Genomic DNA, 19,026 nt, shown 5'->3' on the forward strand with positions numbered 1-19,026 from the left:
CCTATCGGCTGTTCGAATTTGCTCCCGGCAAATTTGTCGCTTTTGACGAGGGTTTTCGAAGGACCGTCCCTGGCCCTGCGAAAACGAGCGGCATCCATGCCGCTCCCCTATCGGGCCCTATTCGCCAAAAGTTGCGATGCTCGGGGCGGAATAAAATGCAATCCATATGCCGGTCAAAATCGACTTCATCGCGAATTTGATGCTCCCAATACCGGCGTTGCCATAAGGTCGATTCCCGATGTTTTCGTTTAGATGCGTTGATCCATTCGCCCCTCCGGTACGTATCACCACACGCCACGCTCACCTGCCGCTTGATCACGCTCCAACGGGTTGAATAATCCGCTTTGTCGCCCGGCAATGTCCAAATTGCATGCAAATGATCCGGCAACAAAACCCAGGCATCGATGGTAAACGGCCGTTTGATGCGCGTGATGGCAATCGCCGTCCGCAAAGCCTCCCGTATCGGTTCATCGCATAAAATCGCCTGCCGCCGATACGTCACCACCGTGAAAAAATACGTTGCTCCTGGATTTTGCAAGCGGCGGTAACGGGACATTTTGGTTGTTAATTTTTGGTGGTTAAATCAGGATTTGCGGTTTTCCCCGCGTGGGCACAAAAAGCGTGTGCCCACCGGTTTCATGCTCGTTAGGAACGGAATCCTAATCAACTCAGCGCCGTTCATGCCCAAAGGTGAAAATCACCGGATTGCCCTGGTTGTGTATGATGATCTCCTTTTTCAATTCTACATTGTTCGATTGCTCCACGGGCGCGGCCGCCGCGTTTCCGGCATGCGGAACCGGCACCGGCACTTCCTTTACCTCGACCCGTACATCCGGCATCCATTTGGGTTTGAACATACTGCCATGCGCCTGTTTTTGATTTTGCGGGCGCGGCAAATCTTCCAGCAAGTTCAGACAGGCGGTACTCAGCTGGTCCACCAATTTGTCGACGATGCGGGCCTGGCCGTTTTCCGGTCCGAGCGGGCGGGCGCTGAAAGTGGACTTGGCCTCGGCTAGCAATACCTCGCCGTCGATGCGCTGAAAAACGCATTCCACCGGCAAGACATCGGCCTTCTGGAAGTCCAAGGCCCGCGGGTCGGAATTACCGCTGGAAAAGGAAAAACCCACCGGGGTATCGCCGTGGGTTATTTCGCCGATGCGCGCCCGCAACAAATGGCTGTAAGGGCCGCTGTCCGGAAACGGATACTCCCATTCCGCCAGATTGGCCCGCACCCGAGCGGCAATGTCGGAGGCGGACAATTCGAAACCGAACTGTCGCGGATCATCCGCCGCCAGCTCGAATTGAATAGCGCCGATGTTGTCGCCGCCGGCCGGCGTGTCGGCCAGGACGATGGCCGAGCTTAACAAGCCGGCCGACAAACCCAGCAGGGTCAAGCGCTTCATAAAGCAAATCTTCATATTCATTCTCCCTTAAGTTGCTTCGCACTGTACGTAAGGGGCGATTTTACAGCCATACGTCAAATGACTGATCAGTCATTCGCCCGATTGTGGAAAGCGTGCGCAAATTCAAAAATCTCCCCGACGTTTTCGAAAACAGATCGCCGAGCGCGGTTCTTTCAATCCAAAGTGAGGGGAATTCAGATGAGTGGTTTCAAACAAACAGCAAGCCGATCAAACCGGCTGTGGAGCGGTGCGGCTTTGAGCGTGCTGGCGATGGGCCATATGGCCGACGCGCAAGCCGGCGCGACCTTCAAGATAGACGATACCAAATGGGTCAGCGTGGGCGCCGGCTTGCGTACCAGCTTTCGGGCCCAGGAAAGCGGGGCCGGCAGCAACTTCGAAAAATGGAATAACGACTTCAATCTGGACAATATCCGCCTCTACATCAACGGCCAAATTCACAAATACCTGAAAGTGGAATTCAACACCGACTGCCAAACCTGCGGCAACGGCGGCGAGGTGCGGGTGCTGGATGCCATCGGTAAATTCGAGGTAAACCCTTACGCCAACTTGTGGGTGGGCCGCATGCTGGTGCCGGCCGAACGCCGGGAAATGAACGGTCCGTTCTACAGCGCCGTTTATAACATCTTCTCCGCCGGTACCCCGTTCGAACCCTCGGATTACAACTTGACGATCGGCCCGGACGGCAATTCAGCCGGCTCCTTCGGCCGCGACGACGGTGTCACCTTCTGGGGCGCGGCCTTCGACGGTCGCCTGCAATACGCCGCCGGTTTTTTCCGCGGTTTACGCGGCGGCGCCAACGCCGATCACAACATTCTGTATGCCCAACGCGTGGCTTACAACTTTTGGGAGGTCGAGAAAAACCCGGGCTATTACACCTCCGGCACCTATTACGGCACCGGCGGCGACATCCTGACCGTCGCCGTATCCAACCAGTATCAGGAAGACGGCGCCGGAACCACGGCGGCACCGGCCAACTTCCGCGGCACAACCGCCGATATCCTGATGGAAAAAGTCTTGCCGGGCGGTGGAGTGGTCACATTCAACGGCGAGTACAAAAACTACGGCCTGTCCAACGGCTTCGGCCAGGCGGAGCGCGATGCCGCGGTCTCGTTTTCCGCCGGCACATTCGATATGTTCGAAGGCAACGCCTTCGACGTTAGCGGCATGTATCTGTTTCCGCAAAAAATCGGCATCGGCCAGTTCCAGCCCTATCTGCGTTACGTCAACGTTGCGCCCACCACCAGTTCCACTCGGGAGGTTTACGAAGCCGGCATCAACTACGTCATAGATGGCCACAACGCCAGAATCACCGCGAGTTACCAATACGGCGACCTGCTAACCAAGGGCATCAATTATAAATCCACCGCGGCGGGCGAAGATGTCAGCCAGGTAATGGTCGGATTTCAGTGGCAGATTTAATGGCAACGGGGCGAAATCTTTCGTCCAGCCATGTTGAAAGACGGGCGAAGCTATTCGCCCCTACGATTTATCCTCACTTAGGACTACAACGATGAAAATACTGAGCAACTCCTTCCGTAAACTGGCGACCGTCACGGCTTTATCCGCCGCATTGATCGGCAGCGCCACCTCGGCGCGCGCCGAAGAAGACACCATCAAGGTCGGCGTACTGCACTCGCTGTCCGGCACCATGGCGATTTCCGAAACCACGTTGAAAGACACCATGCTGATGTTGATTGACGAGCAGAACAAAAAAGGCGGCCTGCTGGGCAAAAAGCTGGAGGCGGTGGTGGTCGACCCTGCATCCAACTGGCCCTTGTTTGCCGAAAAAGCCCGCGAACTGCTGACCAAGGACAAGGTGGCCTCCATCTTCGGCTGCTGGACCTCCGTGTCGCGTAAATCGGTGTTGCCGGTCATCGAGGAATTGAACGGCATCCTGTTTTATCCGGTGCAATACGAAGGCGAGGAATCCTCCAAAAACGTGTTCTATACCGGCGCCGCGCCCAACCAGCAAGCCATCCCGGCCGTCGATTATCTGATGAACGACCTGAAAGTGGAGCGCTGGATTCTGGCTGGTACCGATTACGTCTATCCGCGCACCACCAACAAGATTCTGGAAGCCTATTTGAAAGGCAAGGGCGTGAAGGATAAGGACATCATGATCAACTACACCCCGTTCGGTCACTCCGACTGGCAAAGCATCGTGGCCGACATCAAAAAGTTCGGTTCGGCCGGCAAGAAAACCGCCGTGGTTTCTACCATCAACGGCGATGCCAACATTCCGTTCTATAAGGAACTGGGTAACCAGGGCGTATCGGCACAGGACATTCCGGTGGTGGCGTTCTCGGTCGGCGAGGAAGAGTTGTCCGGCATGGACACCAAACCGCTGGTCGGTCACCTGGCGGCCTGGAACTACTTCATGAGCGTCGATACCACCAAAAACGCCGCCTTCATTCAACAATGGAAGGACTACATCAAAGACCCCAAACGCGTCACCAACGATCCGATGGAAGCACATTACATAGGCTTCAACATGTGGGTGAAAGCGGTCGAGAAAGCCGGCACCACCGATCCGGACGCGGTACAAAAAGCCCTGATCGGGGTGGAATTCCCCAACCTGACCGGCGGTATCGCCAAAATGCTGCCTAACCATCACATCAGCAAACCGGTGTTGATCGGCGAGATTCAGGACGACGGCCAGTTCGTCACGGTCTGGCAAACCAACAAGGTGGTGGATGGCGACGCTTGGTCCGACTTTTTGCCGGACAGCAAACCCATCATCGCCGACTGGACCGCGCCCATCAGCTGCGGCAACTACAACACCAAAACCAAAAAGTGCTCGGGCCAGAATTACTAAGGACTTCGTCGAAAATAAACTTCCGCGCCGTGTTCCCTTTCCCCATTTGAGGCTGGCGTAAAAGCTCCCTCTCCTTGCGGGAGAGGGTTGGGGTGAGGGGGTAAAATTAATAAGCCATTGTTTTATTTACCCTCGTCCTATTCTTCTCCCCGAGGGAGTAGGGACTGTTTCGATTTTTTCGCCCCCTCCCATGAGTTAGGGCGAGAAATATAAACAAGGAAGTTATTAGAGACGGAACTCCAAAGTCTGATGCAACTACGGGATGGGCGGCTCAACGCCCATCCGCCGATGAAATACCCGGGCGGGCACACAGGTGCCCGCCCTACTCCAGGGAATAGCCATGAACCCGAACTATTTGGAAAATCGCTTGAAAACACTCTTCAGCCAGGCTTTGTCGGCCGCCCCGGCAGCCAAGCTCATGCCCCCCCTGACCATGGGTTTGGCCCCAAGGCGGCTGATGGGCGTTTTCCAGCGTTTTACCGCTCTGGGTTATGCCATGCGTAGCCGTTTGCCGAAAACCGCTTGCTACGCGGTGCCTACCCTAGCCTTGCTGTTTGCGGTTACCGCACAGGCCCAGACAGCGGACGCATTCAGTCAGGCACTGGAACAATTGCGTGTCGGCAATATGTCCGAACGCGAACAGGCCATTGTGCAGCTGGGGGAGGACGGCCGTAGCCTGAAGCTGCTGCGGGCTTTGCGCGACGGACAATTGATGGACTGGAAAACCGAATCCCGCCTGGTAATAGCCGTCGACAGCGTCAAGGGCTATGCCCTGCGCGACCCCTTCGACGGCAAGGCGGTGTTGGCCGAGGTGGATAAAGACGCCGTCGGCAAACTCAACATGACCAATAAACTACGCGGGGTGCTGAGTAAAGCCATCGGCGGCCTGCAATTGAATGCCGAGTCGGCCGATGTGCGGCTGGAGGCGGTCAAGGCCATTGCCAAGGCCGCCGACGACAACGCCTTGCAATTGTTGCGCAAGCGGCTGGAGCGGGAAAATGACGCCGCCGTGCTGGCGGCCATTCAGGAAGCCTTGTGGCTGCGGGATTTGAACGGCGACGACAAACCGGCCCGCTTGGCCGCCATTCAGGCCCTGAAAACCCGTAACAGCCAGGATGCCTACAACCGCCTGCGGCAATTGGCAGAAGCCGACGCGGAAGCCGATAGCGAAGTGACCGAACAGGCCAAGGCCGCCGTGAAAAAAATCGAAAGCCGTCTGCAAAACTATGCAGCGATTGAAACGGTGTTTTTCGGCCTCAGCCTGGGCGCGGTGTTGGTGCTGGCCGCCATCGGCTTGGCCATCACCTTCGGCGTGATGGGCATTATCAACATGGCCCACGGCGAACTGATGATGTTGGGTGCTTACACCACCTACGTGATGCAACAACTGCTGCCAAATTACTTGGGTACGGCGTTGATTCTGTCCATACCGATGGCGTTTTTGGTTGCGGCACTGGTGGGTATCGGCATTGAACGCGGCATCATCCGCTTTTTATACGGCCGGCCGCTGGAAACCTTGCTGGCCACCTTCGGCGTCAGCCTGTTTTTGCAACAAGCCGTGCGCTCAATCTTCTCGCCGCTGAACCGTAGCGTCTCCACGCCGGACTGGATGAGCGGTTCCTGGCAGATCAACGACTTTCTGTCGCTGACCTGGAACCGCTTCTACATCCTGATCTTCTGCCTGCTGGTGTTCACCGCGCTGCTGCAAATTTTGAAGCGCACCAAGCTGGGTCTGGAAGTGCGGGCGGTGGCGCAGAATCGCGGCATGGCGCGGGCGATGGGCATCCCGACCTCGCGGGTGGATGCGATGACCTTCGGCTTGGGTTCCGGCATCGCCGGCGTGGCCGGGGTGGCCTTGAGCCAGATCACCAACGTCGGGCCGAATCTGGGCCAGGCCTACATCGTTGATTCCTTCATGGTGGTGGTGTTCGGCGGCGTGGGTAATTTGTTCGGAACGTTGGTCGCCGGGTTTTCATTGGGCATCGCCAATAAGGTGTTGGAGCCCTATGCCGGAGCGGTGTTGGCGAAGATTTTGGTGTTGGTGTTCATCATCTTATTTATCCAGAAAAAACCCAGAGGCCTGTTCCCACAAAAAGGCCGGGCGGCGGATGGTTAAACACGCTAACTGTAGGCCGGAATAAGCCGATAGGCGTTTCCGGCGAACCAGACTTGCCGGAACGCTACGCTTATTCCGGCCTACTGAGTTAAAAACGTAGGGTGGGCACGCCAAATGCCCACGCGGAACAGATGCTAACGGTGGGCGACCCGCCCATCTTATAACCCGACGGAACCGATAATGAACCTATTCAAACAAGACAAAACCTACGGCTCGGTAATGTCCGCACTGGCGGCGGTCACCCTGCTGATTCCGCTGTGCAACCTGATCTTCCCCGAAGATTCGGCCCTGCACTTTTCGGCTTACTCGGTCTCGCTGATCGGCAAATACCTGTGCTTTGCGCTGCTCGGCCTGTCGCTGGACATGGTCTGGGGCTATGCAGGCATTCTGGTACTCGGCCAGGGGGCTTTCTTCGCTTTGGGCGGATACGCCATGGGCATGTATTTGATGCGGCAGATCGGCACCCGAGGCGTGTACGGCAACGCGGAATTGCCGGACTTCATGGTATTTTTGAACTGGACCGAACTGCCCTGGTATTGGCACGGCTTCGGCAATTTCGGCTTTGCGATGCTGATGGTATTGCTGGCGCCGGGCTTGTTGGCCTTTGTCTTCGGCTGGCTGGCGTTTCGCTCGCGGGTCACCGGGGTGTATTTGTCCATCATCACGCAGGCCTTGACTTACGCCCTGTTGCTGGCCTTCTTCCGCAACGAAATGGGCTTCGGCGGCAATAACGGCCTGACCGACTTCAAAGACATCCTCGGCTTCAACATCCAGTCCGACGGTGTGCGCACCACGCTGCTGTTTTGCACCGGCCTGAGTCTGATCGGCGCCTTGCTGCTATGCCGCTGGATCGTCAACAGCAAGCTGGGCCGGGTGGTCACGGCGATTCGCGACCAAGAATCGCGGGTGCGCTTTCTGGGTTACCGGGTGGAGCTGTTCAAGCTTTGGGTGTTCGTGTTCGCGGCCATGTTGGCCGGGCTGGCCGGCGCGCTGTACGTGCCGCAAGTCGGCATCATCAATCCCAGCGAATTCTCGCCGCTCAACTCGCTGGAAATCGTCATCTGGGTGGCGGTCGGCGGGCGAGGCACTTTGTACGGCGCCATCATCGGCGCGGTGCTGGTCAACTACGCCAAAACCGTGCTGACCGGCTTGATGCCGGACGCCTGGCTGTTCTGCCTGGGCGGCGCCTTCATCCTGGTGACGCTGTTGCTGCCCGACGGCATCGTCGGCCTGCTGCACCGCCGCATCAAACCCAAAGACATTGAAGAAGCCCTGCTGGGAGAACCGACATGATGAGTCAAATACTGGCGCCCAAGGGTGCCGCCAGCCCGCAATTCCACGATTTCGTCGATACCCGGCACGGGCCGATCTTGTACCTGGAAGACGTCAGCGTCAGTTTCGACGGCTTCCGCGCCCTCAACCACCTGTCGCTGTATATCGACGCCGGCGAACTGCGTTGTTTGATCGGCCCCAACGGCGCCGGCAAAACCACCTTGATGGACGTGATTACCGGTAAAACCCGCCCGGATAGCGGCGAGGTTTTCTTCGGCCAAACCATCGATTTGCTGAAGCTGGACGAGCCCGCCATCGCCCAGGCCGGCATCTGCCGCAAGTTTCAAAAACCCAGCGTATTCGACGCGCTGACGGTGTTCGAAAACCTGGAACTGGCCCTGAAAACCGACAAGCGCACCTGGCCCACCCTGTTCAGCAAGCTGAACGGCGAACAACGCGACCGGATTCAGGAAGTCATGCTGCTGATCGGTTTGGCCGGCCTGAAAAATCAGCCGGCCGGCATCCTGTCGCATGGGCAAAAACAATGGCTGGAAATCGGCATGCTGTTGATGCAGGAACCCAAGGTGATGCTGGTCGACGAACCCATCGCCGGCATGACTCATCAGGAAGTCGAGCGCACCGCCGAGTTATTGTTGTCTCTGCAAGGCAAGCATTCCATCGTGGTGGTCGAACACGATATGGAGTTTGTGCGCAGCATCGCCCGCAAGGTCACCGTGCTGCACGAAGGCTCGGTGTTGACCGAAGGCAGCATGGACGAGGTGCAAAACGACCCTCGCGTCATTCAAGTTTACCTGGGGGGATAATGTTAACTATCAGCGCATTGCAACAATATTACGGGGCCAGCCACACTTTGTGGGATCTGGATTTGAGCGTGCCGCAAGGCGCCTGCGTCTGCCTGATGGGCCGCAACGGCGTGGGCAAAACCACCTTGCTGAAAGCCATCATGGGCCTGATTCCGGTCCGCGACGGCAGCATCGACTTCGACGGCGTGGAACTGGCCAAGGCCAAGGCCGAATCCCGCGCAGAGCTGGGCATAGGCTATGTACCGCAAGGCCGGGAAATCTTTCCGCTGCTGACCGTGGAAGAAAATCTGAAAACCGGTTTGCGCGCCGCTGGCAAACTGGGCATCAAAAAAGTCCCCGATGCAATTTACGACATTTTCCCGGTATTGAAACAAATGCTGAAACGCCGCGGCGGCGACCTGTCCGGCGGCCAGCAACAGCAATTGGCCATCGGCCGCGCCTTGGTGTTGAATCCGCGCCTGTTGATCCTGGACGAACCCACCGAAGGCATTCAGCCCAACATCGTCAGCGAAATCGGCGACGTGATTATCCGCTTGAATCGCGCGCGCGGCATCGACACCGCTAAACCGGACGGCGAAGCGGTTGGCGAAGTGCACCAGGCCATTGCCAGGATTAACAAGGAACTGGGCGTTACGGTGTTACTGGTCGAACAAAAACTGCCGTTTGCGCGCAAGGTGGCCAATCAATTCTGCATCATGGACCGAGGCCGGCATGTGGCTGTGGGAGCGATGGAGGAATTGGCCGACGATATGGTGAAGCGGTATTTGACGGTGTAAACGCAATACCCATGTAGGGTGTGCATCCACCGAGTCGAGGTCATTCAGGCGGCTGCGTTGCACTTATCCACCCTACCCTTTACAGCCCATTGGGAGAACTTACGATGAAATCTGAAAAATATCTATTTGCCTTCGGTGCACTGCTCTTGGTATGGTCGATGCGGGGCGAGGCACATGACAGTCATGAGGCTGTGATGGAAGGCGGCAACCTTATGCAATTGACCCACGCCCTTCTCCACCCAGTCTTGGAAATCCCTTATCTGCCGGCCTTTTTGATAGGCACATTGATTGTGGGACTCGTGCTGCGTCCGGTTATATTGCACATAGCCAGACACCGAATTGGCAGCAAATCTGTTTATCCGACCGTTATGGAAAAACCAGCCATCGCGCCGAAGACCGATAATTTGTAAACCGACACCTTACCCGCCATGCGTCCAGACTTTGCAGCCCCTTCCCATCCTGATCCCATAGCCGAATCGTCGATATGGGCAGCGGAGTTAAAACTGGGATTTACGCAGCGCGGCGACAAAACCGTGTTGGCCAGACGCGAGCATCGCGGCCCGCTGACCGTGCAGCGACCGTTTTACCCGGAAGGCGGTGTCTGCCACGTCTATCTGCTGCACCCGCCCGGCGGCGTAGTGGCAGGCGATCAGTTGAGCATTACTGCCGCTGTCGACACCACAGCTCAAGCACTCATCACCACACCCGCCGCCGGCAAGTTTTACCGCAGCGAAGGCTGCGAAGCCCGGCAAACTGTCAATCTCAAGGTTTCAGAAAACGCCAGCCTGGAATGGCTGCCGCAGGAAACCATCGTCTACCAAGGCGCGCGCCTAAATTCCAGCATGCATATCGAGTTGGCCGTGCACGGCCGCTTTATCGGCTGGGAAATCTTGGCTTTGGGCCGCCCCGCTGCCGGCGAAGGCTTCGACAACGGTACCGCGACCCTAAACTGGCACATCAGCCGCGCCGGGCGTTTGTTTTACCTGGAACGCTTGCGCCTGGATGCCGAAGCCTTCCAAGCCCGCTGGGGTTTATTCGGTCATTCGGCCTGCGGGACGCTGTTTGTTTATCCGGCTACACCTGTGCAGTTGGCGGCGGTGCAGGAACTGATTGGCGATGAGGCGAATCGAGGGGTGACTTTGATTGAAGGGTTATTGATTTGTCGGGGGTTGGATCTTAGGGCGGATTTGTTGAAGGGGTTTTTTGAAGAGGTTTGGGGATTGGTAAGGGGGGATGTGGTTGGTAGGGAGGTTTGTGCGCCGAGGATTTGGGCGACGTAACCGATTTTGATTTTGTGTGGGTTTTAGCTCCCTCTCCCTCCGGGAGAGGGTTGGGGTGAGGGGGTATTTGGTGTCGCTGCCGCGACGACTTTTTTAAATGTCGGGTCTCGGCCCGACAGCCGAGGTACTTTTCTTTGGACGGCCAAAGAAAAGTACCCAAAAGAAAGGCCGCCCCATGCCGCTTGATTCCTGCGCTCCGAAGGGTTTGATCGGGGTTTTCGGAAGGGCTATCCATAGCCCTCCGAAAACGCGATGCATCCCTGCATCGCCCCTGCGGGCTGATCCGCCCAAACCCTTCTGTGCTCGGCGCGGCATAGGGGATTAACCTCGTCGCGCGGAGAATAGTTGTTGTGTGATTTTGTAGTTTGAGTTTCAAGTTCTGTTGTAGGATGCTGCCAATGTTAGGACGCGCATCTCTCGCGAACGATGTACGTCATCTAGTTGAGTACCTCTAAACGCTTATTCAAAATAATGTCCAAATTTCACAATAGTGGTAAACCTTTTTATGGAACAAAATAAACCATATGACTTTCCTACAGATTTTTATGACTTCTGCTTTATGCCAAAATTCGATGAAAATATCGAGTATTTAAGAGGCTTAGCTGAGTATGAAGATTGGGAATATCAAAACACACCAGCAAACCATGCTCATCCAATCCTGAGAAATTATATTAAGTACACCTATCAGAGAATCGCGGAAGAGAAAAAAATATCTGTAACAACTGACGAAGAATTTTGCTGCTGGAACACAGGATTAATTACACAGTCTCAAGAACCTATATTTATACTTTTCGAAAAAAATAAATTAAGCAATTCTAAGCCCTATTGGCACTTCTGGAAATTTTGTAGAAAAGGCGAATGGGAGCTTAATAAATTTTCATCAGTACCTGAGATGGCTCACTATTTTGATGATCCATCAGTTTTAGTCTTTGATTCTCGTAAAGAACTTAGAGTAAATGCTGAACACATTATTGCTGATAATATTGGTCGATTCCCTAATTCCCTGCAAAGCATGAATCCGTACGGATTACAGAATTTAGTTAAAGGTGCAATAGATTCTGCTATTGAAAGAGCCCGAAGAAATTATAAAACTGCTATTCCTCAATATTACCAAGGCAGTATCCAATTACTTTTACCAATATCATTACTAGATCCAAAGAAGGCTGATTTAGCTTTGGTAGTTGATCGATTCACTGATTTTTATAGAGGTTCAACTTGTTTAACTTTGGATATGGCATACAACAATGCCAGACAGTTAGCTAGGCCTGATCGTGATTGGTTGATACCTTAACTAAGAGGGACGGTTGTCTCCCCTGATGCCGCGCCGAGCACCGGAGGGTTTGAGCGGATTTGCCCGCAGGGGCGATGCAGGGATGCATCGCGTTTTCGGAGGGCTATGGATAGCCCTTCCGAAAACCCCGTTCAAACACTTCGGCGCGCAGGAATCGAGCGGCATGGGGCGGCCTTTCTTTTGGGTACTTTTCTTTGGCCGTCCAAAGAAAAGTACCTCGGCTGTCGGGCCGAGACCCGACATTAAAAAAACCGTCGCGATAGCGACACAAAACAAGCTCAATACTCATAGTGAAACCGCAACTGCGCAATCAACAAGGTATCCCCGGCAACTTTATAGACGATTCGATGCTCGTCGTTAATCCGCCGCGACCAATAGCCGGACAAGCCGTGCTTCAAGGGTTCCGGCTTACCGATGCCCTCGAAAGGCTGGCGCTGGATTTCCTTGATCAATTGGTTGATACGTTTAAGTATGGCCTTATCCGTGGTTTGCCAGTAAAGGTAGCTGTCCCAGGCATCGGAGGAAAAAGTGATTTTCACTCGATCAACTTGCGCTCCGTACCTTGGCCGGATTCCAGCTCGGCGATGGATTCCAGCAAGCGGCGGGCGTTGGCTGGGGAGCGCAGCAGGTAGGCGGTTTCCTCCATGGCTTGGTAGTCTTCCAGAGACAGCATTACCACCGGGGATTCGCTTTTGCGGGTGATGATGATAGGGGCATGGTCGGCGCAAACCTTGTCCATGGTTTTAGCCAAATTGGCGCGAGCGGCGCTGTAACTGATGGCGTCCATTGATGCTCCTGTTGTACGAAAAAGTGTACGATAGCTTAACGCCGACGGTTGGCTACTGCAAATTGGAAACACGCGTGGGCACGATTAAACGTGCCCACCCTACGAAAACGTCACATTAACGAAACGACTATGCAATTAACCCCCAGAGAAAAAGACAAACTCCTCCTCTTCACTGCCGCCCTCCTCGCCGAGCGCCGCAAGGCCAGAGGCCTGAAACTCAACTATCCGGAAGCCGTGGCCTATATCTCCGCCGCTATCATGGAAGGCGCCCGCGACGGCCAGAGCGTAGCCGAGTTGATGGCCTATGGCCGAACGCTATTGAGCATCGACGACGTGATGGACGGCATCGCCGAGATGTTGACCGAGGTGCAGGTGGAGGCGACGTTTCCGGATGGGACGAAATTGGTTACTGTCCATGAACCGATTGTTTAATGTTGTGGCGCTAAGGCAATGGCTTTTATTTGAAGTCGGGCCTCGGCCCGACAGCCGAGGTACTTTCTTTTACTTGCCTAAAAGAAAGTACCCAAAGAAAACGGCACCCCATGCCGCTTCGATCCTGCGCCCCGAAGGGTTTGAGCAGGGTTTTTCGAAGAGGCATCCAGCCCCTGCGAAAAACGCGATGCATCCCTGCATCGCCCCTAACGGGCAATTCCGCTCAAACCCTTCGGTGCTCGGCGCGGCATCAGGGGAGAAAAACCTCTCGCTAGCAAAACGAATAACAAAATTTAGCGTGGGCACGAGTTTCGAGCCCACGCGGAAAAACGATTATAAGGAGCCCAATATGATCCCCGGAGAAATCTTCCCCGCCGACGGCGAGATCGAACTCAACGCCGGCCGCGCCACGGTTAAAGTCCTGGTCGCCAATAGCGGCGACCGGCCGATTCAGGTCGGCTCGCATTATCATTTTTACGAAACCAACCCGGCCTTGCATTTCGACCGCAGCGTGGCTTTGGGCTTTCGGCTGGATATTCCGGCCGGCACTGCGGTGCGTTTCGAGCCGGGCCAGCAGCGCGAGGTGCAGTTGGTGGCGTTCGCCGGCGAACGTAAAGTCTATGGCTTTCGCGGCGAAGTAATGGGTGCATTGGAGAAAAGCGCATGAGCACAATCATCAGACAAGCCTATGCCGACATGTTCGGCCCCACCACCGGCGACCGTATGCGGCTGGCCGACACCGACTTGATCCTGGAAGTGGAAGCCGATTACACCGTCTACGGTGACGAGGTGAAATTCGGCGGCGGCAAGGTGATTCGCGATGGCATGGGCCAAAGCCAGCTGGGCAACGATCAGGCTGTGGATTTGGTGATTACCAACGCGCTGATCATCGATTACTGGGGTGTCGTCAAGGCCGACGTCGGCGTCAAGGACGGCCGCATCTTTAAAATCGGCAAGGCCGGCAATCCGGACGTGCAGCCCGGCGTCGACATCATCGTCGGCCCAGGCACCGAAGTCATTGCCGGCGAAGGCCAGATTCTGACCGCCGGCGGCATCGATGCCCACATCCATTTCATTTGCCCGCAGCAGATCGAGGAAGCGCTGTGCTCCGGCGTGACGACGATGATCGGCGGCGGAACCGGACCCGCCACCGGCACCAACGCCACCACCTGCACGCCGGGGCCCTGGCATATCCAACAAATGCTGAAAGCGCTGGACGGTTTACCGATGAACTTTGGTTTGCTGGGTAAAGGCAACGCCAGCCTGCCCGGCGCGTTGGCAGAACAAATCCAAGCCGGGGCCATGGGCCTGAAACTGCACGAAGACTGGGGCACCACGCCGGCGGCGATCGATTGTTGCCTGAGCGTGGCCGAGCGTTTCGATGTGCAGATTGCCATTCACACCGACACGCTGAATGAATCCGGTTTCGTGGAAGACACCATCGCCGCCTTCAAGGGCCGCACCATCCACACCTATCACACCGAAGGCGCCGGCGGCGGCCATGCCCCGGACATTATCAAAGCTTGCGGTCTGGCGAATGTACTGCCCTCCTCGACCAATCCGACCCGGCCTTACACGGTCAACACGGTCGATGAGCATCTGGACATGCTGATGGTCTGCCACCACCTCGACCCCAGCATCCCGGAAGACGTGGCTTTCGCCGAATCGCGCATCCGCCGCGAGACCATTGCCGCCGAAGACATCCTGCACGACCTGGGGGCGTTCTCGATGATTTCTTCCGACTCGCAAGCCATGGGCCGGGTCGGCGAAGTGATTATCCGCACCTGGCAGACCGCGCATAAAATGAAGGTTCAGCGCGGCGCGTTGTCCGGCGACCCGGCCAGCAACGATAACCAGCGCATCAAACGCTACATCGCCAAATACACCATCAACCCGGCCATCAGCCACGGTATAAGTCATGAAGTGGGTTCCATCGAAGCCGGCAAACTGGCCGATCTGGTGCTGTGGCAACCGGCCTTTTTCGGCGTCAAACCCAGCTTGATCATCAAAGGCGGCCTGATCGCCGCCGCGCCGATGGGCGACGCCAATGCCTCGATACCCACCCCGCAACCGGTGCATTACCGGCCGATGTTCGGCAGCTTCGGCCGCGCTGCCGCCAACACCTCGATGATCTTCCTGCCGCAAGCCGCCGTCTCCGCCGGCGTGGCCGGACAATTGGGTTTGCAAAAACGGGTCGGCACGGTGCGCAATACACGGAACATCGGCAAATCGGATATGAAACTGAACGACTACCAGCCGGTGATGGAGGTTTGTCCGCAGACTTATCAGGTCAGGGCGGATGGGGTGTTGTTGACTTGCGAGCCGGCGGTGGTTTTGCCGATGGCACAGAGGTATTTTTTGTTTTGATTTTGGTTTTTGGTGTCGCTGACGCGACGGCTGTATGTTTGAAGTCGGGTCTCGGCCCGACAGCCGAGGTACTTTTCTTTGCTTGTCCAAAGAAAAGTACCCAAAAGAAACGACACCCCATGCCGCTTTGATCCTGCGCGCCGAAGGCTTTGAACGGGGTTTTCCGAAGGGGCTTCCCAGCCCCTACGAAAAACGCGATGCATCCCTGCATCGCCCCTATCGGGCTAATCCGTTCAAACCCTCCGGTGCTCGGCGCGGCATCAGGGGATTAAACCCGTCGCGGTGGATAAGGTATTGTATGAATTTATAATTGAGGCGTAGGGTGGGCAAATTTGCCCACCCTACCGGGCTATTAAACAATTTTGCAAGTCATAGGAATTTAATGTTTGCTAAACCACCACTTCTTACTATTCAGCAAGGTTCGAAAGGTACGTTTGTATCCTGGTTAGAAGACCTAGGTCTTAAAGATTTTCTGACAAATCATCCTTTGCCTAAGCTAGTGGAATGGGGATGGCTTGTTCCCCAATATCGAGTTGTTTTCCCAGTCGACTATTTTTTAGCTTGGCAAAACTTCCCATTATGTCCTGCCCAAACAGATCCTGATAAACCCGCATTTGATATTGAAGATTATTTATGGGCTTCGGATTGGTGTATTAATGATGATCGCAATCCTCTTTGGTTTTTGCACCCTTTTTTTCATACTGACGATGCAACTCATGAATTTCTTCGCCGAAACGATTTTTTAACAACACCAATACCAGAATCATTTATTCACCCCTATCGCTCCATCTTAATAACTCCCTATGCTGACTATTTATTTCATTGGCAAGCCTATGCACTGATTGACGTTATATGTAAAGCCGATTATTTTCAGCCTATTCTCAATACACCAGATATTGAAGAACGTGCCCAATCCGTTATACGGGGCGCTACACAACTTAAACAAAATGATATAAAGCCTACTGATGTACTCAGCGAGTCTAATAACTGGGGTGGATTGGCCGAGCCGATGACATGGCTCTCTCATTACCGCGCGTTTCGCGACGCCTTGTTTGGCAATGAAGATCAAAATCTACACATAAAAGGTGCGAAACAATTAGCTGAGCATTTAGGTATCAATGCAGAAATACTTGAAGATGCTATCGAAACAAAATTACTGAGATTGGCAAAACGTTGGCTATGGGCTAACGAAAAGTACTGTAAATGGACGCTCCAAGCTTGGCCTTATCTCCAGCAAGACATCAGGCTCGCTTTAGAATGGCTTTACATCCTGAACGACAATGACCTTGCCTTCTATTTGGATAAGTGGGCCTATTCGTCTTTTGGTGAACGAGAATGGGTGGACTTAAGAAAAGTTTTACCCTATGAATTTTTTCAAGATAAGCAGTATTTTTTACTTTATTTGCCTTTTTATGAAAAGCATTATAAGGATATTTTGCCAACAAACGAAAAGCTGAAACAATTTGTCGACAGTCTTCAATCAACTAATAAATCTTTTGGTAGCTTATTAAATGCATTTCGCCAGCTTCACGAAAACTTAGAATATTACCCTGAGCAAAAGGGTGGTTTGGACTTTCGAACATTACGTCCCCTTGATTATTACTCGTTACTGGCGATACGTGCCGAAAGTTGTCTTCGTTACGCGTTAGGTTATGACCGAGAGGAGAATATTTCGCAAGAGAATGATAAAAAAGGGTTGACTGATTACATAAGAGAACTTGCTAGACAAAGAAATATATCTGATAGCGTCGTTGATTTTTTCGAGCAGAAAAAAAATAATAATGGTCAAAAATATACAAAAGCCGGTCAATATACTCAACCAAAAAAATCGAATGACCCTATCGGTAAAATCATGCAAGTTGAATGCGCCGATGAAAGGAATACTTGTTTGTTGAAAGCGTTTTTATCTTGTCTTTTAGCTAGAAACTATTTTGCTCACCATACCTATTTAGACAAGGAATTGATACGAACTGAAAAATCAGCTTTTATGCTAACCGGTATTTTAACTACGGTTCTAGTTCTGTTGGATGACACGGTCGATTATAGTTAAGTCGCATACTCTGCGTGTTCTATGGTTCCCACGCTCTGCGTGGGAACCATAGGATGCTAGCTTTCCCGCGTGGGCACGAAAAGCGTGTGCCCACCCTACGTTTGTTGGATTTTCCATTGAATTTCGGTAGGGTTTTTGTCCCCTGATGCCGCGCCGAGCACCGGAGGGTTTGGGCGGATCAGCCCGAAGGGGCGCGGCAGGGACGCCGCGCGTTTTTCGTAGGGGCTGGATGCCCCTTCGAAAAACCCCGCGCAAACCCTCCGGAGCGCAGGATCAAAGCGGCATGGGGTGGCATTTTCTTTGGTTTCTTTCTTTTGGCCAAACAAAAGAAAGAAACTCGGCTGTCGGGCCGAGACCCGACTTTAAAACAATCCGTCGCGACAGCGACACAAAACCAAAAACCAAACAGCAAAACAAAATGCTAAAACTCACCGAAACCACTAACACCGAAGACCAGCCCGACGACACACTCACCCTCCCCTACGACGCCCGGCAAAAATCCCGCCAACCGGCCACCACCCAGGGCGGCATTCAAGTCGGCGTATTTCTGCCGCGCGGGCAAACGTTACGGCACGGCGCGGTACTCACCAACAACCAGGGTTTCAAAGTCAAAATCGAAGCGGCACCGGAAGCCTTGTCGGTGGTGAGATGCACCGATCCCTTGCTGTTCGCCCGCGCCTGCTACCACCTCGGCAACCGACACATCGCCCTGCAAATTTTGCCGGACGAACTGCGCTTTCTGACCGATCATGTGCTGGATCAAATGCTGATTGGTTTGGGTTTAAGCGTCGAACATCAAACCCTGCCGTTCGAACCGGAAGCCGGCGCTTACCACAGCCATGGTCACTAATCTGTCCTTGCTGAGGCTGTTGCAACTGGTCAGCCCCAGTTTGCCGATTGGCATGTACAGTTATTCGCAAGGGCTGGAAACGGCGGTGCATGACGGTTGGCTGACCAACGCCGTGCAAACCGGCGACTGGCTGCGCGGCCTGCTGCACAACGGCTTGGGCAAGGTCGATGCGCCGCTGTTGGCGCGCTTGTACGATGCGTGGCAAAGCGGCGATATGGCCGCCGTCGAGCACTGGAGCCAGACTCTCAATGCCTATCGGGAAACCGCCGAATTGCGCGCCGAGGACAAGCAGACCGGCCAAGCCTTGGCGCGTTTACTGGTCAATTTGGAGATGCCGGAAGCCCAGGCTTGGCAGAAGCGGCCCGACGCGACCTTGGCGACACTGTTTGCATTGGCGGCGGTGCGCTGGCAAATCGACAAGGCCGACGCGGTTAGCGGCTATTTGTGGGGTTGGCTGGAAAACCAGGTATTGGGCGCGATCAAATTGGTGCCCTTGGGGCAAGTGGCCGGCCAGAAATTGTTACAGGATTTGGCCGGCGAATTGCCGGGCTTGGGGGAGCAGGCATTAATACTGAGGGACGACGAGATCGGCGGCAGTTGCTTCGGTCTGGCCTTGGCCAGCAGTCGGCACGAGATACAGTATTCGCGGCTGTTTCGGTCGTGAAACCATGAGCTCAAAAAATGCTTTTATGCAATTATCCACCCGCACTTAGCAATCGCTGAATAGTTACGCTTTTATTAC

19 protein-coding genes are annotated in these 19,026 nt (G+C 54.6%); 15 read left to right on the plus strand and 4 right to left on the minus strand.

Annotated elements, in window-relative coordinates; all coding sequences use genetic code 11:
• Position 1: 1 nt before the first annotated feature.
• Both NP590_RS07375 and NP590_RS07380 read right to left on the minus strand, forming a co-directional pair.
• Positions 2–556 (minus strand): REP-associated tyrosine transposase, encoded by a 555-nt coding sequence (locus tag NP590_RS07375; protein ID WP_256601667.1) that lies wholly within the window; start codon positions 554–556, stop codon positions 2–4.
• Positions 557–668: 112 nt separating this feature from the next.
• Complete coding sequence (locus NP590_RS07380) at positions 669–1,418, minus strand: hypothetical protein (protein ID WP_256601668.1); 750 nt, start codon at positions 1,416–1,418, stop codon at positions 669–671.
• 183 nt (positions 1,419–1,601) lie between these two features.
• On the opposite strand from NP590_RS07380, the gene NP590_RS07385 reads away from it, so the two are divergent.
• From NP590_RS07385 to NP590_RS07425, 9 genes are all read left to right on the plus strand, one after another.
• Positions 1,602–2,843: a putative porin gene (locus tag NP590_RS07385; protein ID WP_256601669.1), complete on the plus strand. Its 1,242-nt coding sequence runs from the start codon at positions 1,602–1,604 to the stop codon at positions 2,841–2,843.
• Positions 2,844–2,934: 91 nt separating this feature from the next.
• A complete protein-coding gene (urtA, locus tag NP590_RS07390) occupies positions 2,935–4,239 on the plus strand; it encodes an urea ABC transporter substrate-binding protein (protein ID WP_256601670.1) in 1,305 nt (434 codons plus the stop codon).
• Positions 4,240–4,579: 340 nt separating this feature from the next.
• Positions 4,580–6,355: an urea ABC transporter permease subunit UrtB gene (urtB, locus tag NP590_RS07395; RefSeq protein WP_256601671.1), complete on the plus strand. Its 1,776-nt coding sequence runs from the start codon at positions 4,580–4,582 to the stop codon at positions 6,353–6,355.
• Positions 6,356–6,535: 180 nt separating this feature from the next.
• Positions 6,536–7,648 (plus strand): urea ABC transporter permease subunit UrtC, encoded by a 1,113-nt coding sequence (gene urtC, locus NP590_RS07400; RefSeq protein ID WP_256601672.1) that lies wholly within the window; start codon positions 6,536–6,538, stop codon positions 7,646–7,648.
• Positions 7,645–8,451 carry an urea ABC transporter ATP-binding protein UrtD gene (urtD, locus tag NP590_RS07405; RefSeq protein ID WP_256601673.1) on the plus strand — a complete coding sequence of 269 codons (807 nt, stop codon included), beginning with the start codon at positions 7,645–7,647 and terminating at the stop codon, positions 8,449–8,451. Before urtC ends, urtD begins: the two co-directional genes overlap by 4 nt.
• Positions 8,451–9,227, plus strand: coding sequence for an ABC transporter ATP-binding protein (locus NP590_RS07410; RefSeq protein ID WP_256601674.1), 777 nt, complete (start codon positions 8,451–8,453; stop codon positions 9,225–9,227). Before urtD ends, NP590_RS07410 begins: the two co-directional genes overlap by 1 nt.
• 104 nt (positions 9,228–9,331) lie before the next feature.
• Entirely contained in the window at positions 9,332–9,637 is a 306-nt protein-coding gene (locus NP590_RS07415) for a hypothetical protein (protein ID WP_256601675.1), read from the plus strand.
• Between the two features lie 18 nt (positions 9,638–9,655).
• Positions 9,656–10,507: an urease accessory protein UreD gene (locus tag NP590_RS07420; protein ID WP_256601676.1), complete on the plus strand. Its 852-nt coding sequence runs from the start codon at positions 9,656–9,658 to the stop codon at positions 10,505–10,507.
• Between the two features lie 505 nt (positions 10,508–11,012).
• A complete protein-coding gene (locus NP590_RS07425; protein WP_256601677.1) occupies positions 11,013–11,798 on the plus strand; it encodes a DUF3825 domain-containing protein in 786 nt (261 codons plus the stop codon).
• A gap of 278 nt (positions 11,799–12,076) precedes the next feature.
• On the opposite strand, the gene NP590_RS07430 is transcribed toward NP590_RS07425, so the two are convergent.
• Together NP590_RS07430 and NP590_RS07435 are read right to left on the minus strand one after the other, a co-directional pair.
• Positions 12,077–12,337: a Txe/YoeB family addiction module toxin gene (locus NP590_RS07430; RefSeq protein WP_256601678.1), complete on the minus strand. Its 261-nt coding sequence runs from the start codon at positions 12,335–12,337 to the stop codon at positions 12,077–12,079.
• Complete coding sequence (locus NP590_RS07435) at positions 12,334–12,585, minus strand: type II toxin-antitoxin system Phd/YefM family antitoxin (RefSeq protein WP_256601679.1); 252 nt, start codon at positions 12,583–12,585, stop codon at positions 12,334–12,336. Before NP590_RS07435 ends, NP590_RS07430 begins: the two co-directional genes overlap by 4 nt.
• 129 nt (positions 12,586–12,714) lie before the next feature.
• On the opposite strand from NP590_RS07435, the gene ureA reads away from it, so the two are divergent.
• From ureA to NP590_RS07465, 6 genes are all read left to right on the plus strand, one after another.
• Positions 12,715–13,017 carry an urease subunit gamma gene (gene ureA, locus NP590_RS07440; protein ID WP_256601680.1) on the plus strand — a complete coding sequence of 101 codons (303 nt, stop codon included), beginning with the start codon at positions 12,715–12,717 and terminating at the stop codon, positions 13,015–13,017.
• Between the two features lie 349 nt (positions 13,018–13,366).
• Positions 13,367–13,684 carry an urease subunit beta gene (locus NP590_RS07445; RefSeq protein WP_256601682.1) on the plus strand — a complete coding sequence of 106 codons (318 nt, stop codon included), beginning with the start codon at positions 13,367–13,369 and terminating at the stop codon, positions 13,682–13,684.
• The gene (gene ureC, locus NP590_RS07450; RefSeq protein WP_256601683.1) at positions 13,681–15,384 is read left to right on the plus strand and encodes an urease subunit alpha; all 1,704 of its coding nucleotides are present in this window, start codon (positions 13,681–13,683) and stop codon (positions 15,382–15,384) included. The genes NP590_RS07445 and ureC overlap by 4 nt, the downstream gene beginning before the upstream one ends.
• A gap of 382 nt (positions 15,385–15,766) precedes the next feature.
• Positions 15,767–17,434 (plus strand): hypothetical protein, encoded by a 1,668-nt coding sequence (locus tag NP590_RS07455; RefSeq protein WP_256601684.1) that lies wholly within the window; start codon positions 15,767–15,769, stop codon positions 17,432–17,434.
• A 418-nt stretch (positions 17,435–17,852) separates the two neighbouring features.
• Entirely contained in the window at positions 17,853–18,284 is a 432-nt protein-coding gene (ureE, locus tag NP590_RS07460) for an urease accessory protein UreE (RefSeq protein ID WP_256601685.1), read from the plus strand.
• Positions 18,274–18,948, plus strand: a complete 675-nt coding sequence (locus NP590_RS07465; RefSeq protein WP_256601686.1) for an urease accessory protein UreF — start codon at positions 18,274–18,276, stop codon at positions 18,946–18,948. Before ureE ends, NP590_RS07465 begins: the two co-directional genes overlap by 11 nt.
• Positions 18,949–19,026: the final 78 nt, after the last annotated feature.

Origin of the sequence: Methylomonas subterranea (genome assembly GCF_024505185.1) — a bacterium.
GTDB classification, from domain to species: Bacteria; Pseudomonadota; Gammaproteobacteria; order Methylococcales; family Methylomonadaceae; genus Methylomonas; species Methylomonas subterranea.

Excerpts from the sequence above, each read along its gene's own strand:
- NP590_RS07375 (WP_256601667.1), bottom strand. The coding sequence starts at position 556 with ATGTCCCGTTACCGCCGCTTGCAAAATCCAGGAGCAACGTATTTTTTC.
- NP590_RS07385 (WP_256601669.1), top strand. The coding sequence starts at position 1,602 with ATGAGTGGTTTCAAACAAACAGCAAGCCGATCAAACCGGCTGTGGAGC.
- NP590_RS07465 (WP_256601686.1), top strand. The coding sequence starts at position 18,274 with ATGGTCACTAATCTGTCCTTGCTGAGGCTGTTGCAACTGGTCAGCCCC.
- NP590_RS07410 (WP_256601674.1), top strand. The coding sequence starts at position 8,451 with ATGTTAACTATCAGCGCATTGCAACAATATTACGGGGCCAGCCACACT.
- ureA (WP_256601680.1), top strand. The coding sequence starts at position 12,715 with ATGCAATTAACCCCCAGAGAAAAAGACAAACTCCTCCTCTTCACTGCC.
- urtB (WP_256601671.1), top strand. The coding sequence starts at position 4,580 with ATGAACCCGAACTATTTGGAAAATCGCTTGAAAACACTCTTCAGCCAG.
- urtA (WP_256601670.1), top strand. The coding sequence starts at position 2,935 with ATGAAAATACTGAGCAACTCCTTCCGTAAACTGGCGACCGTCACGGCT.
- NP590_RS07380 (WP_256601668.1), bottom strand. The coding sequence starts at position 1,418 with ATGAAGATTTGCTTTATGAAGCGCTTGACCCTGCTGGGTTTGTCGGCC.
- NP590_RS07420 (WP_256601676.1), top strand. The coding sequence starts at position 9,656 with ATGCGTCCAGACTTTGCAGCCCCTTCCCATCCTGATCCCATAGCCGAA.
- NP590_RS07415 (WP_256601675.1), top strand. The coding sequence starts at position 9,332 with ATGAAATCTGAAAAATATCTATTTGCCTTCGGTGCACTGCTCTTGGTA.
- NP590_RS07425 (WP_256601677.1), top strand. The coding sequence starts at position 11,013 with ATGGAACAAAATAAACCATATGACTTTCCTACAGATTTTTATGACTTC.
- urtD (WP_256601673.1), top strand. The coding sequence starts at position 7,645 with ATGATGAGTCAAATACTGGCGCCCAAGGGTGCCGCCAGCCCGCAATTC.
- ureC (WP_256601683.1), top strand. The coding sequence starts at position 13,681 with ATGAGCACAATCATCAGACAAGCCTATGCCGACATGTTCGGCCCCACC.
- NP590_RS07455 (WP_256601684.1), top strand. The coding sequence starts at position 15,767 with ATGTTTGCTAAACCACCACTTCTTACTATTCAGCAAGGTTCGAAAGGT.
- NP590_RS07435 (WP_256601679.1), bottom strand. The coding sequence starts at position 12,585 with ATGGACGCCATCAGTTACAGCGCCGCTCGCGCCAATTTGGCTAAAACC.
- ureE (WP_256601685.1), top strand. The coding sequence starts at position 17,853 with ATGCTAAAACTCACCGAAACCACTAACACCGAAGACCAGCCCGACGAC.
- NP590_RS07445 (WP_256601682.1), top strand. The coding sequence starts at position 13,367 with ATGATCCCCGGAGAAATCTTCCCCGCCGACGGCGAGATCGAACTCAAC.
- urtC (WP_256601672.1), top strand. The coding sequence starts at position 6,536 with ATGAACCTATTCAAACAAGACAAAACCTACGGCTCGGTAATGTCCGCA.